The 16,156-nt window shown below is 68.1% G+C and carries 14 protein-coding genes and 1 pseudogene; 6 read left to right on the top strand and 9 right to left on the bottom strand.

From position 1 onward, the window contains the following. Positions 1 to 77 precede the first annotated feature (77 nt). Entirely contained in the window at positions 78 to 725 is a 648-nt protein-coding gene (locus tag QK291_RS01550; RefSeq protein WP_282378439.1) for a hypothetical protein, read from the top strand. Positions 726 to 754: 29 nt separating this feature from the next. Continuing rightward, the gene (locus QK291_RS01545) at positions 755 to 1,537 is read left to right on the top strand and encodes an SDR family oxidoreductase (RefSeq protein ID WP_282378438.1); all 783 of its coding nucleotides are present in this window, start codon (positions 755 to 757) and stop codon (positions 1,535 to 1,537) included. 23 nt (positions 1,538 to 1,560) lie between these two features. Here QK291_RS01545 and QK291_RS01540 read toward each other — a convergent pair. Together QK291_RS01540 and QK291_RS01535 are read right to left on the bottom strand one after the other, a co-directional pair. Beyond that, positions 1,561 to 2,470 (bottom strand): annotated as a pseudogene (locus QK291_RS01540) (FUSC family protein); the annotation flags it as partial. A gap of 136 nt (positions 2,471 to 2,606) precedes the next feature. Further along, entirely contained in the window at positions 2,607 to 4,220 is a 1,614-nt protein-coding gene (locus tag QK291_RS01535; RefSeq protein ID WP_282378436.1) for an MFS transporter, read from the bottom strand. Positions 4,221 to 4,619: 399 nt separating this feature from the next. On the opposite strand from QK291_RS01535, the gene QK291_RS01530 reads away from it, so the two are divergent. Beyond that, a complete protein-coding gene (locus tag QK291_RS01530) occupies positions 4,620 to 4,847 on the top strand; it encodes a hypothetical protein (protein ID WP_282378432.1) in 228 nt (75 codons plus the stop codon). 108 nt (positions 4,848 to 4,955) lie between these two features. Continuing rightward, the gene (locus tag QK291_RS01525) at positions 4,956 to 5,213 is read left to right on the top strand and encodes a hypothetical protein (protein WP_282378430.1); all 258 of its coding nucleotides are present in this window, start codon (positions 4,956 to 4,958) and stop codon (positions 5,211 to 5,213) included. 79 nt (positions 5,214 to 5,292) lie between these two features. Here the strand turns inward: QK291_RS01525 and QK291_RS01520 are convergent, their stop codons facing one another. After that, positions 5,293 to 7,866 carry an ATP-dependent DNA ligase gene (locus tag QK291_RS01520; RefSeq protein WP_282378429.1) on the bottom strand — a complete coding sequence of 858 codons (2,574 nt, stop codon included), beginning with the start codon at positions 7,864 to 7,866 and terminating at the stop codon, positions 5,293 to 5,295. 40 nt (positions 7,867 to 7,906) lie between these two features. On the opposite strand from QK291_RS01520, the gene QK291_RS01515 reads away from it, so the two are divergent. Continuing rightward, positions 7,907 to 8,878 carry a Ku protein gene (locus tag QK291_RS01515; protein WP_282378427.1) on the top strand — a complete coding sequence of 324 codons (972 nt, stop codon included), beginning with the start codon at positions 7,907 to 7,909 and terminating at the stop codon, positions 8,876 to 8,878. Positions 8,879 to 8,910: 32 nt separating this feature from the next. Here the strand turns inward: QK291_RS01515 and QK291_RS01510 are convergent, their stop codons facing one another. From QK291_RS01510 to QK291_RS01485, 6 genes are all read right to left on the bottom strand, one after another. Further along, entirely contained in the window at positions 8,911 to 9,198 is a 288-nt protein-coding gene (locus tag QK291_RS01510; protein WP_282378425.1) for a Rho termination factor N-terminal domain-containing protein, read from the bottom strand. Between the two features lie 218 nt (positions 9,199 to 9,416). Continuing rightward, positions 9,417 to 9,695 carry an HPr family phosphocarrier protein gene (locus QK291_RS01505; protein ID WP_056428072.1) on the bottom strand — a complete coding sequence of 93 codons (279 nt, stop codon included), beginning with the start codon at positions 9,693 to 9,695 and terminating at the stop codon, positions 9,417 to 9,419. 60 nt (positions 9,696 to 9,755) lie between these two features. Further along, the gene (locus tag QK291_RS01500) at positions 9,756 to 11,801 is read right to left on the bottom strand and encodes a fructose-specific PTS transporter subunit EIIC (protein ID WP_282378413.1); all 2,046 of its coding nucleotides are present in this window, start codon (positions 11,799 to 11,801) and stop codon (positions 9,756 to 9,758) included. Next, positions 11,798 to 12,790 carry a hexose kinase gene (locus tag QK291_RS01495; protein ID WP_282378411.1) on the bottom strand — a complete coding sequence of 331 codons (993 nt, stop codon included), beginning with the start codon at positions 12,788 to 12,790 and terminating at the stop codon, positions 11,798 to 11,800. Before QK291_RS01495 ends, QK291_RS01500 begins: the two co-directional genes overlap by 4 nt. Next, positions 12,787 to 13,590, bottom strand: a complete 804-nt coding sequence (locus QK291_RS01490) for a DeoR/GlpR family DNA-binding transcription regulator (RefSeq protein WP_282378407.1) — start codon at positions 13,588 to 13,590, stop codon at positions 12,787 to 12,789. The genes QK291_RS01495 and QK291_RS01490 overlap by 4 nt, the downstream gene beginning before the upstream one ends. 707 nt (positions 13,591 to 14,297) lie before the next feature. Beyond that, positions 14,298 to 14,561 (bottom strand): DUF6458 family protein, encoded by a 264-nt coding sequence (locus QK291_RS01485; protein ID WP_024366023.1) that lies wholly within the window; start codon positions 14,559 to 14,561, stop codon positions 14,298 to 14,300. Positions 14,562 to 14,929: 368 nt separating this feature from the next. Between QK291_RS01485 and QK291_RS01480 the strand changes: the two genes are divergently transcribed. Continuing rightward, positions 14,930 to 16,150 (top strand): beta-ketoacyl-[acyl-carrier-protein] synthase family protein, encoded by a 1,221-nt coding sequence (locus tag QK291_RS01480; RefSeq protein WP_282378405.1) that lies wholly within the window; start codon positions 14,930 to 14,932, stop codon positions 16,148 to 16,150. The last annotated feature ends 6 nt before the right edge of the window (positions 16,151 to 16,156 follow it).

The following is a 16,156-nucleotide window of genomic DNA, read 5'->3' as shown; positions in this document are numbered from 1 at the left end:
TGACCGGGGCCGCAACCTCGTAAAGTTTCAGCAGAGTTATGCAGCTGGCTCTTGGACGTGTCCCTTTGGAGTACCCCGTGAACCATAAACTGCGTGTGCTTGTCCGTGTGGATGCCGATCCCGGACTCGTGACCCTCGAAGTCACCGGCTGCCTGACCCAATCAGACTTTCCCTCCCTGCTGCACATCATGCGGCGGGCCGGACGTCTCGGCGCAGGGACCGGTGTCATCGTCGACCTTCACGGTTCCTCCCATCTGGACCCGGAAACCCTCCTGCAGCTGCGGTCCATCGCGGATGGCAGCGCGTCCGCCGGGCCCGGCGGGGCGGCCCGGGCCGGGACTGCTGCCGAAAAACAGCCCATCCGGGTGGCGCTGGCGGAACCGGCGGACCTGCCGATCTGCCTGCTGCACGTGGGCTCGGAGGGCGGAGTCCCCGCCGGACTGGACGATGCCTGCAGCCCGCTTCCCGCCGAGCTCAACGCCGTCAACGGCCAGGAGCTCGCCGAATACTTCGAGGGAGCCCTGGACCCTGCCGCCACCGTCCGGGCACTGTCCGACGCGGCCCTGTGCCAGCTGGCCGATGCCCTGTACCGGCACCTCGACACCAGCAGCCCGTCCTTCGGCGCGCACACCTGGTACGAGCTCGCCGCCGAAGAGCTGCAGAACCGCCACCTGGGCGGCGCAGGCGATCCCGCGGAAGGTGAACTGGCCGCGGGCCTGGCCTGACGCGGGGCGTGCGGGGCTAAGCTGGCGCCATGACTGAACAAGCCGCGACCCCGGCCGGCACCACCGCCCTGATCACCGGAGCAAGCGCAGGCATCGGTGCGGAATTCGCCCGGCAGCTTGCCGGGCAGGGCCACAACGTGGTCCTCGTGGCCCGCGACACCGCCCGGCTTCAGGCCACGGCGCAGCAACTGAAGAACCGGTACGGCGTTCGCGCCGAGGTTCTCTCCGCGGATCTCGCCGACGACGCCGGGGTGGCGGTCGTCGTCGCCCGGCTGACGGACCCGGCCCGCCCGGTGGACATCCTGGTCAACAACGCCGGGATGGGCCTGCTGCGACCCTTCGAGGAGAACGACATAGCGGAGGAGGCCAGGCACCTCAGGCTGCACGTCGAAACGGCCATGCGGTTGACGCATGCCGCCCTGCAGGGCATGCTCAGCCGGCGCTCCGGCAGGATTATCAACGTCGCCAGCGTGGCCGCGTTCCTGCCCCGGGGAAGCTACTCGGCGGCGAAGGCGTGGCTGGTCAGCTTCTCCCGCTCGTCCAACCTCGCCTATTCCCGGCGGGGTGTGAACGTGACGGCGGTCTGCCCAGGGTTCACCCACACCGAGTTCCACGACCGGATGGGCATGGACAAGTCGGTGACCCCGCGCTGGCTATGGCTGCAGGCGGAGCGCGTGGTGCGTGAAGGGCTCGCTGACAACGCAAATGGCAAGGCCGTGTCCATCCCGACCAAGCGCTACAAGCTGCTGACCGCGGCCGCCCGCATCTTGCCGCCCCGGCTCGTGGCCGGGCCGCCCCGCCGCGGCAAATAAACCGTCAGTGCGGGCGGCCCAAATCAGTGCGGGCGGGCCGGTGGCCGGCGTCGGCGGATCAGGACCACGACAAGGATGCCCAGTCCGGCTCCCATGATGGTCTCGACGGCGCGCTCGGTCACCAACACGTGCGGGTCGGCAGGGGCAGCGAGCTGCGTCATCAGCAGGATCACGGGAGTGAAGGACACCATGGCCAGCCCGTAGTGCCTGGTCATGAACAGCTCCGTTGTGAACTGCAGGACAATCACCGGCAGTGCCAGGGCGGCTGCCGTGTGGCGGGGAAACAGCCGGAGAGGCGAGAAAGCCCAGGGAAACAGCACCACGGCAACCACCACAAGGCCCACCAGGGTGCCAACAATCCGGTGCAGGCCGCGGTGCACGCTGCTGGGCATATCCGCCCCCGCCAGGGGCACCGCGGCGGCTGCCATGGCCCAGTGCGGGTGCCCGCTTCCGCTGAGCACCCGCTAGGAGCCCGCTGCCCCGACGGCGGTTAGGTACCGGGCGGCATGGATCCAGGCGGCCCGGCCTCGGCCCCGCGCAGCGGCGGGGTATCCCGTCCCGCGCCGCGTTCCCAGGCCCGGCCCCGCACCCAGCGCCAAAGCCCACCAGCATGGAAAAGGCGGCGGACAGCGCACCGATCAGGACCGCCGTGTGCCAGTGCAGACTGGTAGGGATGGAGGCGCACGCGCCCAGGGCCAGGATGCCGAAGAACGGGCCGTTGGGCTTCAGCGCCACCTTGTCCGCGAACAGTGACCCCGCTGCCGCAAGAAGCGTTTCGGTGATGACGAGAAACCAGGAATGGAGCTGGTTTACCGAGAGGAACACACCGACGGCCAGCCCGCCGACCAGCAGGAGGGCCGCCTGGCCCTGATGCCGGAGCCGCAGCTGATGCGGCTCGTTCCGGCCGTACATGCCGGTCAGTGCGCCGGACACGCCTAAGGCCTGCCCTGCGTGTTTCCCCCAACGGGTAATCACGCACGGCAGGCCTCAATGGGCGGGGCTTTGCTACATAATCCGGATTAGCCGGCTGGACTCAGGATGAACCCGGCCGGGCTGCCAGAGGGCAAGCTCAGGCTCCGGCGGGAACCTTTTCGGTGTCTCGGGCCGCCGTCGAACCGGCAACTGAATCTGCCGGCCCCGTGGTAAACGGCATGTCCATTTCCACCAGGTCAATCAGCGGGTTCTCGTCCTGGTTCGCGACGATTTCCCTGGCCTCGGCCTGGGTGTCCACGCTGGGCATGGAGCCCGGCAGGGGCCGGTTGGCCGATTCCTTGAGGAAGTAGATCGCAACGGCACCGATCGCCGAGGTGGCCATCAGGTAGTAGGCCGGCATCATGTCATCCCCGGTGGCGCCGATGAGGGCGGCAACGATGAAGGGAGTGGTGCCGCCGAAAATGGCCACGGAGAAGTTGTACGCGATGCCCATGGCGCCGTAACGGCTCGCCGTCGGGAACTGTGCCGGCAGGGCCGAGGCCAGGTTGGCCACGTAGAACGTGACCGGGAAGGCGACGAGGGCGAGACCCAAGAGGGTGGACCAGATTTCTCCGACGCCGATCAGCATAAAGGCGGGCACGACCAGCACAATGGTGCTGCCGGCGCCGATCCACAGCACGGGGCGGCGGCCGATCCGGTCGGAGAGCTTGCCGGTCAGCGGGATGCACAGGCTCATGATGACCAGCACGGGGATGGTCAGCAGGGTGCCGTGCACGGGATCGTAACCCTTGGACTCGGTGAGGTACGTCGGCATGTAGGACGTCAGGGCGTAGCCTGCGGTGTTCGCGGCAGCGACCAGGATCATGGCGACGATGAGTGAACGCCAGTAGGCCTTGACGATGCCGACGGGGCCCTTGGAGGCGGTGACGTCGGCAGACGTGGCGTCCTTCGCGTTCGCCTCCTGGGCGTCCAGGGTGGCCTGGAACTGCGGGGATTCCTCGATTTTGTTTCGGAAGTAGACCGCGATCAGGCCCAGCGGGCCGGCAATGAGGAACGGGATCCGCCAGCCCCACTCCTCCATGGCGCTCTGGCCGAGGGTCAGCTGCAGAACCGAGACGAGGGCGGCACCGAGGGCGAAGCCGAGGTAGCTGCCCATGTCCAGGAAGCTGGCGAAGAAGCCGCGGCGCTTGTCCGGGGAGTATTCGCTCACGAAGGTCGTGGCACCGGCGTACTCGCCGCCGGTGGAGAAGCCCTGGACTACCTTGAGCAGCACCAGCAGGGCAGCAGCCCACATGCCGATCTGCGCGTAGCCGGGCAGCAGGCCGACGGCGAACGTGCTCGCGGCCATCAGCATCAGGGTCCAGGCGAGGACCTTCTGGCGGCCCACCTTGTCGCCGAGCCAGCCGAAGATGACTCCGCCCAGCGGGCGGGCAATGAAGGTGGCGGCGAAGGTACCCAGCAGGAACAGGGTCTGCACGGACTTGTCCGCATCAGGCAGGAATACCGGCCCCATGGTGGTGATCAGGTAGCCGAACACGCCGACGTCGTACCATTCCATGGTGTTACCCACGATGGTGCCGCCGAGGGCCTTTTTAAGCATCGGCTTGTTGACGACGTTGACGTCGGACTCTTTGAGTCGACGGCGCGTCCGTAGCCTTGGTTTCTTCGCACCGGTGGGTGCGACTGGGTAGGTTCCGCTGGCGTTCATAACGCCTGCTGAAGAGTCGGTCGTGCTTCGGTCTTTGGGCATTTGGGCCGCTCCTAGGGAGGTCATTTGCTTGCGACTTGTAGCTGCCCCGCTCTGGGCAGACCTTCAATTTTACGCGATTTCCATGGTGTTTCCGAGTTTGGTGCCGTATGATCCGGGGTTTCGGCCCGGATCGGGGTCCTGTTGGCGGTTTTCTTTTCCGCGGTTTCACCGCGCCGTTGCAGGGAAACCCCGGTCCGCGCCGGGTGCTGCGGAAACTTTTTCGCCGCGGGACCGCCGGAGACCGGAAATCCGGGTCAAATGGCACTGTTGCGGCCCGCATGATCCGCGCTTTGGGAAGCCGGCCGCCCCTTAGAAAAGGGGGTACCCCAGGGCTCGGGAATGCGCTTAGGGTTGACATCAGCGCAGTGCTGACCACGAGCCACCCAAGGAGAACAGTCCATGACGGGCAAAGAGACCAAAAAGAGCGGCAACAGCGGGGCCGAGGCGGGCGGGAAGTCCCAGGCCAATCAGGGGAAAGGCATCAAATCGCGCCTCACTGACGCCCAGCGGGAGATGCTGGAGAGCAAGTCCCGGGGCGGTGCCGCCTCACAGAGCGTCGGCCACAGCCACAAGCCCACCCACGTCAGCGGCAAGCAGGGCCCGGCCGAGAAGAAGGTCCGCTGGTAGCCCTGCAGACATCGCACCCCGGCCGACCTACGATGGTTGGACACTTCGTTTCACAGCTTATTTCGACGATGAAAGTCGACCAGTAAATCGAGAGCGGAAGGAAGAGCAATGGCGGAACACCAGTTCGGAGACGAGATCAAGCCTGAGGTTGCCAGTCATATGGCGGAGTCCATGGACGAGGCGCCCGGTCCGGAAACGAAACGCCCAGCCCCGCCCACCGCAGCCGACGGGAAGCAGTGGCCGGACGGCAGCGGAAAACACCGCCATCCCAAGGAGCACGACGTCCAGCATGGCCGGGCGGGACACGAGGCCGCGGTGAACGCAGTCCACCGGATCACTCCGCCGGACACACCACACTCCTCCTGAACCTCCGTCGGGGCGCCCCGGGCGCCGCCGTCAAGGAGCCCGGAACGGCCTGCAGGCGGTCCCGGGCTTTCTACTGCGGTCACTCCGACTCCACCACCACGTCCGCCGGGCTCTTGTCCAGCCGCCAGCCGCGCCAGACCGGGTGCCGGAGCTTGCCGCTGCCGGTCCATTCCCCGAAGGTGACTTCCCCAACAAGCTTGGCGCTGACCCAGTGCGCGTCCGAGGCGTCGGCCGCCGGCACCTCCTCGAACGGTGAGGTCTTCCGGGGCAGGGCATCGAGCTGCTGGCGCAGTTCCTTGAGCTCCCGGGCGCTGAAGCCACTGCCGACGCGCCCGACGTAACGCAGCTTCGAACCGGCCGGGATCCCCAGCAGGAGTGAGCCGACGGATTCCCCGCGCTCGCCTTTGCCCGGCCGCCAGCCGCCGACCACCACCTCCTGGGTGCGTTCGAACTTGAGCTTGAGCCAGGACCTGCTGCGCTGTCCGACGTAGCGGCCGTCTGTGCGCTTGGCCATCACGCCCTCGAGCCCCAGCTCCTCGGCGCTTTCCAGGATGTGCCGGACATCGCCGTCGACCAGCGGGGACAGTTCCACCGGGCAGCCTGACGTGGTGAAGAACGCCTCAAGCCGGGTCCGCCGCCTGCTGAGCGGCAGGCGGCGCAGGTCGGTGCCGTCCTCGGACAGGAGGTCGAAAAGCATCAGCCGCACGGGCGTCGATGACTGCGCTTTCGCGACGTCGGCAGCCTTGGTGAGCTTCATCCGCCCCTGCAGCAGCCCGAAGTCGGGCCGCCCCGATGGGCCGACGGCGATGATCTCACCGTCGGCGACGAAAGCCTGCTTCGGCCAGCACAAACGGTCCGTCAGCTCCGGATACACCGCGGACATGTCGTTGCCGTTGCGGCTGATCAGGCGGACCGTCGTCGCGTCCCCGACGATCAGGGCCCGCACCCCGTCCCATTTAATTTCAAACTGCCAGTCCTTGTCCGGCAGGTCGGCGGAGGTTCCGGCACTGGCGAGCATCGGCGTGAAAGCTGAGTTGTCCGGGGCCGCCGCGTGTTCACGTTCCGGCGCTGCGGCACCGGATTCCTGCGCCGCCGCCGGTTCCGGCACCTCCGACGCAGGCTCCTCCGACGCGGGCCGGGGAGGCTGGCCCTTCTTCGAGCCCGGCGGGTCCATCAGGTGGATGAGCCATTGGTCGTCACCCCGGCCGGTGTGGATCAGCGCGAACCGCCGCGCGCCGCCCAGACCGCCGTCGTCCTGGCCGGTGAGGGTGGCGATGACCTCTTTGCCGGCAATCCACTTCTCGCACTCGTAATAGCCGCGGTCCCAGATGCTGATGGTCCCGGCGCCGTACTGGCCTGCGGGAATGGTGCCTTCGAAGTCCGCGTAGTCCATCGGGTGGTCCTCGGTCTGGACCGCCAGGCGGTTCTGCGCCTTGCTGGTCGGGACACCCTTGGGCAGCGCCCAGGACACCAGCACTCCGTCGCGCTCCAGCCGGAAGTCATGGTGCAGCCGGCTGGCGTGGTGTTCCTGGATGACGAACTTCTCCCGGAGGGTGCCGTCTGCCGTCCCCGCGCTTTCTGTCCCCGCACTTTCACTCCCCGCGCGGTGGCGTTCCGCCGTGAACGGCTCCGGGGTCGAGGCCGCGTCCCGCTTGGCACGGTACTTCTCCAGCCGCGGGTCGGTGTCGCCGCCGGGCGCCTCTCCGGCTGGGCCGTGCGGATGGCCGTCCGGCGCTGCCCCCGGCCGCCCCCTGCCGGAGATGACGGCGAAGGGATCCTTGCCGGACTTCACCCGTTTCAGGACCTCCTGGTAGTGGAGCTGGTGAAGCGAGGGGGAGCTGAGTTCACGCCAGGTCCGGGGCGCCGCGACGGTGGGCCGGAGCCGGCCGCGCAGGGAATAGGGGACGATGGTGGTTTTTGCGGCGCTGTTCTGGCTCCAGTCCACCAGGACCTTGCCGGTGCGCAGTGTCTTCTTCATGTCACTCACGGCCAGCACCGGGTGATCGGCTTCCAGCGAGCGTGCAAGTTCGTGGGCGAACTCGGAGATCTGCTCGGAGCTCTGCGTGCCGTCGAGTGCGGCGTACAGGTGGAGGCCCTTGCTGCCGCTGGTCACGGGCACAGGGTCAAGGCCCACGTCCTGCAGGATGGCGCGGGCGAGCTTGGCGACCTCCACGCACTCGGCCAGCCCTGCCCCCTCGCCGGGATCCAGGTCGAGCACCAGCCGGTCCGGCGGCAGGGCGTTGCCGTGTGAGTCGACGCGCCACTGCGGCACATGGATCTCCAGGGCCGCGATCTGCGCGAGCCAGGCGAGCGTGGCCGGGTCGTTGACCAGCGGGTACTGGATGGTCCGTTCCTTGTGCGTGATGGAGGCCCGCGGCACCCACCCCGGCGTCGAATGGTCCAGGTTTTTCTGGAAGAACATCTCGCCGGGGGCATCGGCCGTCCCGACGCCGTGCACCCACCGTTTCCGGGTCGCCGGGCGGTTCGCGGCGGCCGGGATCAGGACGGGCGCCACCGCAGCATAGTACGCCAGCACATCGGCCTTGGTGGTGCCGGTCTCCGGATACATCACCTTCTCCAGGTTGGTGACGACCAGCTCGCGGCCCCCCACCCGGACCCGCTCCCTGCTGTTGCCGGAGGTCCGTTCAGCCAAGGGGCTTCACCTCCACGCAACTGTGATGTTCACTTGTTCCATGAGAGCCATCTGGAAAGGCGCGATAGCGTTCGGGCTGGTCAACGTGCCCGTCAAGGTCTACAGCGCGACCGAGGACCACGACATCAGCCTGCACCAGGTCCACAACGCCGACGGCGGACGGATCCGCTACCAGCGCCGCTGTGAGGTCTGCAGCAAGATCGTGGACTACGAGGACATCGACAAGGCCTACGAGGACGACGGCCGCACGGTGGTCCTCAGCCGGGAGGAGCTGAAGTCCATTCCGGCCGAGAACAGCCACGAGATCGATGTGGTGCAGTTTGTGCCGGCCGAGCAGCTGGACCCCATGATGTTCGAGAAGAGCTACTACCTCGAGCCGGACTCCAAGTCGCCCAAGGCCTATGTCCTGCTGCGCCGGGCGCTCGAGGACACCGACCGGGTGGCCGTCGTCCAGTTCGCCCTGCGGGACAAGACCCGGCTGGGAGCCCTGCGGATCCGCGGCGACGTGCTGGTGCTGCAGGCCCTGCTGTGGGCCGACGAGGTGCGGGAGGCCAGCTTCCCCTCGCTCGAAACAACGATCCGGATCTCCGCCCAGGAGCGTGAGATGTCCGCCGCGCTCGTCGAGTCGATGGCGGCGGACTTCGAACCGGACCAATTCACCGACGATTACCAGCTGCAGCTGCGCCAGCTCATCGAGGCGAAGCTGGAGAAGGGCGAGTCCTTCGACACCGAGGAGACCTTCGGCGTTCCGGCGGCCGAGGCCGGCAGCGGCGAGGTGATCGATCTGATGGAGGCACTCAAGCGGAGTCTGGAGAAGAAGCGCGGCGGCGGGGCAGCCTCGGCGGACGAACCCGGCAAGTCCGCCGCCAAGTCCACGGCGGCCAAGACTGCGGCGGCGAAGACTGCGCCGAAGACGGCTGCCCGAACGGGCGTCAAGGCGGCGCCCAAGACCGCCGCCTCGAAGAGCGCCGCCCCGAAGACGGCCGCCCGGAGCGCGCGGAAGGAAGCCTGAGCGGTCGGCTGTCCGGCCCGCGGCCACCGGGATCAGGAGTTCCGGAGCGAGGAAATGAGCTCGCTTTTCTTCTTGGCCGAGTAGCCCTTGAGTCCGATCTCCTTGGCGCGTTTCTTGAGCTGGGGGACCGTCCAGTCCGCGTAATCGCCGGCCCTCCCGCCCTTGCGGCCCACGGCGGACCGGCCGTTTCTGGCTGCGGCATTGGAGATGCGGGCGGCCTTCTGCCTCGACGCGCCGTCTTCCAGCAGCTCCTCGTAGAGTTCCGGATCCTTGATGCTGGGGCTCTCGGCGCCCCGCGGGGCATTCTTCTTCGTCGGCATGGCTACCTCGGCTCCTGGTACGAAATCGTCCTGCGGCGGTCCGCCCGTGAGTGGTGCCGCGGATTCCAAACTAACGGCGCCGCCGGGCCGTGACAAGCGCTTACTAAGTCTGCTGAGGGATCTTCCGGGAGCCCAGGAAACGCAGAGGCCCGGACGCACCCCCTGTTCGGGGTGCGTCCGGGCCTCTGACGCGGCGGCGGTCCCGCCGGACGGTGACGCTATTCGGCGTCGTGGTCCGTTTCGAGGATCTGGACCAGGCGTTCGAGGGCGGCGTCGGCGCCGTCGCCCTCGGCGCGCAGGACCACAACTTCGCCGTGCGACGCACCCAGGCTCATCAGGGACAGGATGCTGGCGGCATCCATGGCCTCGTCGACGGGTTCGCCCAGGCGGGCAATGGTGATTTCGAGATCGAACTCGCCTGCAGCCTCGGCAAAGATGGCGGCCGGGCGGGCGTGCAGCCCGACACGGCTGGCAATGGTGGCGTTACGTTCGGTCATTTTTTGCTCCTTGGGTTCAGCTTGGGGAATATCAGCCGGGTGGTGGTCTTCGTGGACGGCTCAGGCGGCTACGGGAACCTTTTCCACCGTATCAACCGGCTTCTTTACTGCGTAGCGCTTGAGCCCGATGATGGCGAAGGCCGTGACGACGGTACCGGCCGCGATGGCGACCACGAACATCAGGAAGTTGTCGATGGCGAAGAAGACGAAGATGCCGCCGTGCGGGGCCTTCGATCCCACCCCGGCTGCCATCGAGATGGCACCGGTCACGGCGCCCCCGAGCATGCTGGCGGGGATGACGCGGAGCGGGTCGGCGGCGGCGAACGGGATGGCGCCCTCGGTGATGAACGAGGCTCCCAGCAGCCAGGCGGCCTTGCCGTTTTCCTGTTCCGCGAGGCTGAAGAGTCTCTTGTTCAGCAGGGTGGAGGCGAGTGCCATGCCCAGCGGCGGGACCATGCCGGCGGCCATTACTGCCGCCATGATCTGCCACGGGGCCTGGTTGGTGACGGAGGCGGCGCCCAGGCCGGCGACGGCGAAGGAGTACGCAACCTTGTTGACCGGACCGCCGAGGTCGAAGCACATCATCAGGCCGAGGATGACGCCCAGGGCGACGGCGCTGGCGCCGGTCAGACCGGACAGGAAGTTGTTGAGTCCAACGGTGATCTGCGCGATGTAGGCGCCCAGGAATACGAACAGCAGCCCCGATGCCACGAGCGATGCGACGAGCGGGATAATGACCACGGGCATCAGGCCGCGCAGCCAGCGGGCCACGTTGAGCTTGCCGATCGCATGGGCAACGTAGCCGGCGATCAGGCCGCCGACGATGCCGCCGAGGAAGCCTGCACCCATGAAGACGGCAACGGCACCGGCAACGAAGCCCGGGGCGATGCCGGGCCGGTCAGCGATGGCGTAGGCGATGTAGCCGGCCAGTGCGGGCACGAGGAAGCCCAGGGACAGGGCGCCGATCTTGAACATCACAGCACCCAGGTACGCGCCCAGCGGGCCCCAGGCGATTTCCGGATATTCGGTGGGCAGGTTGAAGAGGCTGTTCTCCGCCAGGATCTTGTCAGCGAAGGAAGTGATGTCGTAGCCGCCCAACAGGAAGCCGAGGGCGATCAGCAGACCCCCGCCTGCCACGAACGGGATCATGTAGCTGACGCCCGTGAGGAGGGCCTTTTTCAGCTTCGTGCCGAAGTGCTCGCCCTTTTCCTCGGCCTCCTGCTCGGCCTGGTCCTCACCAAAGTGCGGGACGCGGCGGGCGTTCGGGTTGTCCGCGGCGGCGAGGGCTTCCTGGACCATCTTGCCGGGCTCGTCGATGCCGCGCTTGACCGGGGCGTTGACGACAGGCATGCCGGCGAAGCGCTCCTTGCCGCGCACGTCCACGTCCACGGCGAAGATCACGGCGTCGGCGGCCGCGATCACCGCCGGGTCAAGGGCCTTGGCACCGGAGGAGCCCTGCGTCTCCACCTGAAGGTCGACGCCAACCTCCTTGGCCGCGGCCACGAGCGAATCGGCGGCCATGTAGGTGTGGGCGATGCCGGTGGGGCAGGCGGTCACAGCGACGAGTCGCTTGGGGCGGGGTGCGCCGGCCGGTGCAGGCGCGGCGGACGAGACGGCCGCGGCCGAGCCGGCAGCGGTGGCTGCGGCGGCGGGCTTGTCCGCGAGGGCGCCCTCGACGAGCTCGACGACCTCGGCCTCCGAGCCGGCGGCGCGCAGGGACGCGGTGAAGTCCTTCTTGATCAGGGAACGGGCCAGCCGGGAGAGCAGCTTGAGGTGCTCCTGGTCAGCGCCTTCGGGGGCGGCGATGAAGAAGATCAGGTCCGCGGGTCCGTCTTTGGCGCCGAAGTCGACCGGCTGGGAGAGCCGGGCCATGACCAGCGTCGGTTCGGTGACCGCCGTCGAACGGCAGTGCGGGATGGCGATGCCGCCGGGGACGCCGGTGGCGGTCTTGGATTCCCGGGCGAAGGCGTCGGCAAAGAGGCCCTCAACTTCGGTGGCGCGTCCGTTGGCTGCAACTTTGCCTGCTAGGTGCCGGATAACGTCCTCGGGCGTGCTGCCCAAGTTCTGGTCGAGCTCGACCAGTTCGGTCGTAATGAGCTGAGTCACTGACAATCCTTCTTCAAGGCCGTGATGGTTACGGCATCAGGGGTGGTTTGGTGGACTGCCGGGACTGTGGAGCCCGGCAGCGAAGCGGCGGCGGCACCATGGGCCACGGCCTGACGGAGACAATCGGCCGGGGCGGCGCCCTGGCTGGAGGCGAGCAGGTAGCCGGCCAGCGAGGAATCACCGGCACCCACCGTGCTCACCGCAGTGACCGGCGGGTGCGTGGCCAACCACGCGCCGTCGGCCGTCACAAGTACCGCACCCTTGGAACCGAGTGTTGCGAGCACGGCGCCCACCCCGGAACGCACGACGGCGGCGGCGGCCACTGCGGCGGCCTCCGGATCCGCTTCGAGTTCCTCGGCGGACTTGTGCGTGGCGAACCCGGCTGCGGCAGCCAGTTCCACCAGTTCCTCGGCGTTGGGTTTCAGGAGATCCGGTTTCCCCAGCGCGTCGCCGGAGATCGCGGCGGCGAGCGGTTCGCCGGAGGAGTCAACGGCGATGAGGGGGGCCTCGTTGCCGTGATCCATGGAGCGCAGCCGCCGGGTGACGGTGGCGTAGAAGTCGGCCGGCACCCCGGGTGGGAGTGATCCGGCCAGGACGACCCAGCTGGCTCCGCGGGCGCGGTCCAGGAGGAGCCCGATCAGGGCCTCCTGCTGGTCCGCACTCAGCACCGGGCCGGGTTCGTTGATCTTGGTAGTGACGCCGCCCGGTTCGGTGAGCGTCACATTGCTGCGCAGCGGCTCGCCGATCGGGAGCGCGGCGAACGGGACGTCGCCATCCCGGAGGCCGGCGAGGACGGGGTCCGACTCGGCGCCGGGCAGCACCGCGACCGTCGTCAGGCCGGAGGCGACGAGGGCGCGGGAGACATTGACGCCCTTGCCGCCGGATTCCTGCCGGACGGAGACGGCCCGCTGGACTTCGCCGCGGAGCAGGGGGCCCGGCAGCGCCACGGTACGGTCCAGGCTCGGGTTGGCGGTCAGGGTGACAATCACGCGACCACCACCTCCACTCCGGCGTCCGCGAGTGCGTCAGCCAGGTCCAGGCTGGGTTTCGTGTCAGTGATCAAGGTGTCCAGATCTTTCAACGAGGCGAACTGGACCAGGGTTTCGGCATCCAGCTTGGAGGCATCAGCCAGCACCACAATGCGGCGCGCCGATTGGACGAACGCGGCCTTGACAGCGGCTTCTTCAGGATCGGGAGTGCTCAGCCCGAAGGCTGCATGGATGCCGTTGGTGCCGATGAAGGCGATGTCCGGGCGGAGCCGGCGGGCGGCTTCCACGGTGGAATGGCCAACGGCGGCCTGCGTGATTCCGCGGACCTTCCCGCCCAGCAGGTGCAGGGCGATGCCGGGTTGCCCGGACAACTTTGCCGCGACGGGCAGCGAGTGGGTAATGACCACGAGTTCCGTAGCGGGCCCCGAGACGGCGGTGGTGGCTGCCGTCCGGGCGGCCAGGAGTTCCGCGAGGGCCTCCGTGGTGGATCCGGCGTCGATCAGGATGCTGCCGGTGCGGTCCTGCGGGATGAGCGCCAGGGCGGCCTCGGCAATCCGGGTCTTTTCCGGCTGCCGCTGGTCGGTGCGGACCAGGATGCTCTCCTCGTTGGTGCTGAAGCGGTCCGGGGACACCGCGCCGCCGTGGACCCGGCGAACACTGCCGGCGGCTTCTAGGGCGGCAAGGTCCCGGCGGACCGTCTCGGTGGTGATGCTGAAACGCTCGGCAAGGTCCGTGACGCTGGCGCGGCCGCTGGCAGTAATGAGCCCAACGATCAGCTGTTGGCGTTCCTCGGCGAACACTGGCTCTCCCTTGCGTCAGTGCAGCGGACCTTCCCGCCACTTCCGTGATGACCATCACAGCTGGTGGGTTTGATTGACTTTATCTTTGAATCTGTGGCTTTGTCAATGGAAAACAACATGAACGCAGAATGCTCACCCCGCCTCCCGGGGGGACATGCCCAGTCTTTGTGCCGAAGAGTGGGCATATTGGGATCATGTCCATTGGTGGCCCCGCAGGCTGGGCATGTCCCAACTGGGAGTTGGCGAACCGGGGGAGCATGCGCATTCTGGGGGACCCCGGACGGGGACATGTCCAGTCTTCGCGGTGGGGAGTGGGCATATTGGGATCATGTCCATTGGTGGCCCCGCACGCTGGGCATGCGGGGTCTGCGGACCGGTGAGCCGCGGGACATGTCCAGTCTTCGCGGTGGGGAGTGGGCATATTGGGATCATGTCCATTGGTGGCCCCGCAGGCTGGGCATGTCCCAACTGGGAGTTGGCGAACCGGGGGAGCATGCGCATTCTGGGGGACCCCGGACGGGGACATGTCCAGTCTTCGCGGTGGGAGTGGGCATATTGGGATCATGTCCATTGGTGGCCCCGCACGCTGGGCATGACCCGCGGGGCGGCGGGGCGGCGGGCGGCCCGGAAACGCCGGACGCCGGGCCAGACCTTGGGTCCGGCCCGGCGTGCGGGTCGTTCATGCGGCGCGCCGTGGCGCCCTGGGGCTAGATGCCGGCGTCGCGGCTCTCGTTGCGGGTGATGGTCTCGCCGGTGTTGGGGTCGACGACGGAGCGGGTTTCGCTGACCCGGCGGGTGCGGCTGCGGCCCGGGGACGCCAGCACCAGGGACGCGATCAGCCCGATGACACCCACCGCCATCAGGATGTAGCCGATCATGGTCTGGTCAACGTTGGGGATCAGCCCGGGGGTGATGGCCCAGGCCAGGATGGCGCCGAGGGCAATGAGGAAGATGGAGGAACCGATTCTCATGACTTGCTCCTTGTGTCCGGTGGGACGGATAGGTACTGCTAAGCATGCTGTCCAGCGTCAGGCTACAGCCCGGTAAGTGATGTTTCAACGAACCGCGCGGCGCCGCTCCGGCCAGTTTTCGCCCGGCGCCGTGCCAGGCCCGCGGGCTCCGGACAGCGGCGGCGCGGCCGGTGCACGGTTGTCCTATTCCGTAACAGACCGGCAGCAGGGAAAACCGGGGCGGCCCGGGGCAGGGGATCGCACGTACTCTTAAAGGGTGCATCGCGGCAGCCCCCATGCGTGCCGCCCCCGCTTGACCCCGCTACGCCCGCCCACCTGCCCCGCACCGCCGCGGGTCCCACGGCGGCTCCACAGAAATGCCGGTACCCATGCCTGAAGCTTTCCCCAGAGTCGTTGTCACCGGACTGGGCGCCGTGACCCCCGTAGGCGGAACCGCCGCCGAGACCCGGGCGGCGCTGCTGGCCGGGCGCTCCGGAATCGGAGTGCTTGAGGAGGACTGGGCGCAGGCGCTGCCCGTCCGCATGGCCGGCCAGGTGAAGATTGACGTCGCATCGCTGCTCACTACCCCCGAATACAAGAGAATGGACCGGTGCGGACACCTGGCGATAATCGCCGCCCGGGAAGCGTGGGAGCAGGCCGGCCGCCCGGTGGCCGATCCTGAGCGCCTCGCCGTGGTGATCGGTTCCGGTTACGGCGGCCTGGACACCACGCTGGAGCAGACCCGGACGCTGGATTCCAGTGGCCCGCGCAGGGTTTCCCCCCATACCCTCACCCGGATCATGACCAACGCCCCCGCGGCCTGGGTCTCCATCGATGTCGGTGCCAGGGGAGGGGCGCGCACCCCGGTGAGCGCATGCGCCTCCGGGGCGGAAGCCATCTCCCAGGCCGCCGACATGATCCGGGCCGGCGCGGCGGACGTGGTCGTCGCGGGCGGCGTGGATGCCTGCATTAACGGCCTGATCATCAGCGGCTTCGCGCAGATCCGCGCCCTGTCCACCCGCAACGGTGACCCGCAGTCCGCCTCGCGGCCCTTCGACCGGGACCGGGACGGATTCGTGATGGCCGAAGGCGCCGCGATTTTGGTCTTGGAACGTGAGGACCACGCCCGGGCCCGCGGGGCGGAAATCCTGGGCGTCGTGGCCGGAACCGCCGTCACGTCCGACGCCGTCGACATCGTTGCGGCCGATCCGGCCATGCAGCGCCGGGTGATGGAAAAGGCAATCGCGGCCGCCGGCCTCGGCGCCGGGGACATCGGCCTGGTCCACGCTCACGCGACGTCCACCCCGGTCGGCGACCGCCTGGAAGCCGGAGCGATCAGGGCCGTGCTCGGAAACCAGGTTCCCGTCACGTCCACGAAATCCCTCACCGGTCACCTCCTCGGCGGGGCCGGCGCGCTCGGAGCCATCGTGCTGGTCCAGTCCTTAAAGACCGGGGAATTCCCCGGCACCGGCAACCTGGACCAGCCCGACGACGGGATCGACCTGAACCTCCTCCGCGACTCCGTTTCAGGCCAGCCGGCCAGGGCGGGCATCGCGAACGCGTTCGGATTCGGCGGGCACAGCACCGCGCTGGTGATCACCGAAAGCTAGGCTGTT

Origin of the sequence: Arthrobacter sp. AL12 (assembly GCF_029960645.1) — a bacterium.
GTDB lineage: Bacteria > Actinomycetota > Actinomycetes > Actinomycetales > Micrococcaceae > Arthrobacter.
The sequence above is the reverse complement of the archived record's forward strand: the minus strand, read 5'-3'. Positions and strand labels throughout refer to the sequence as shown.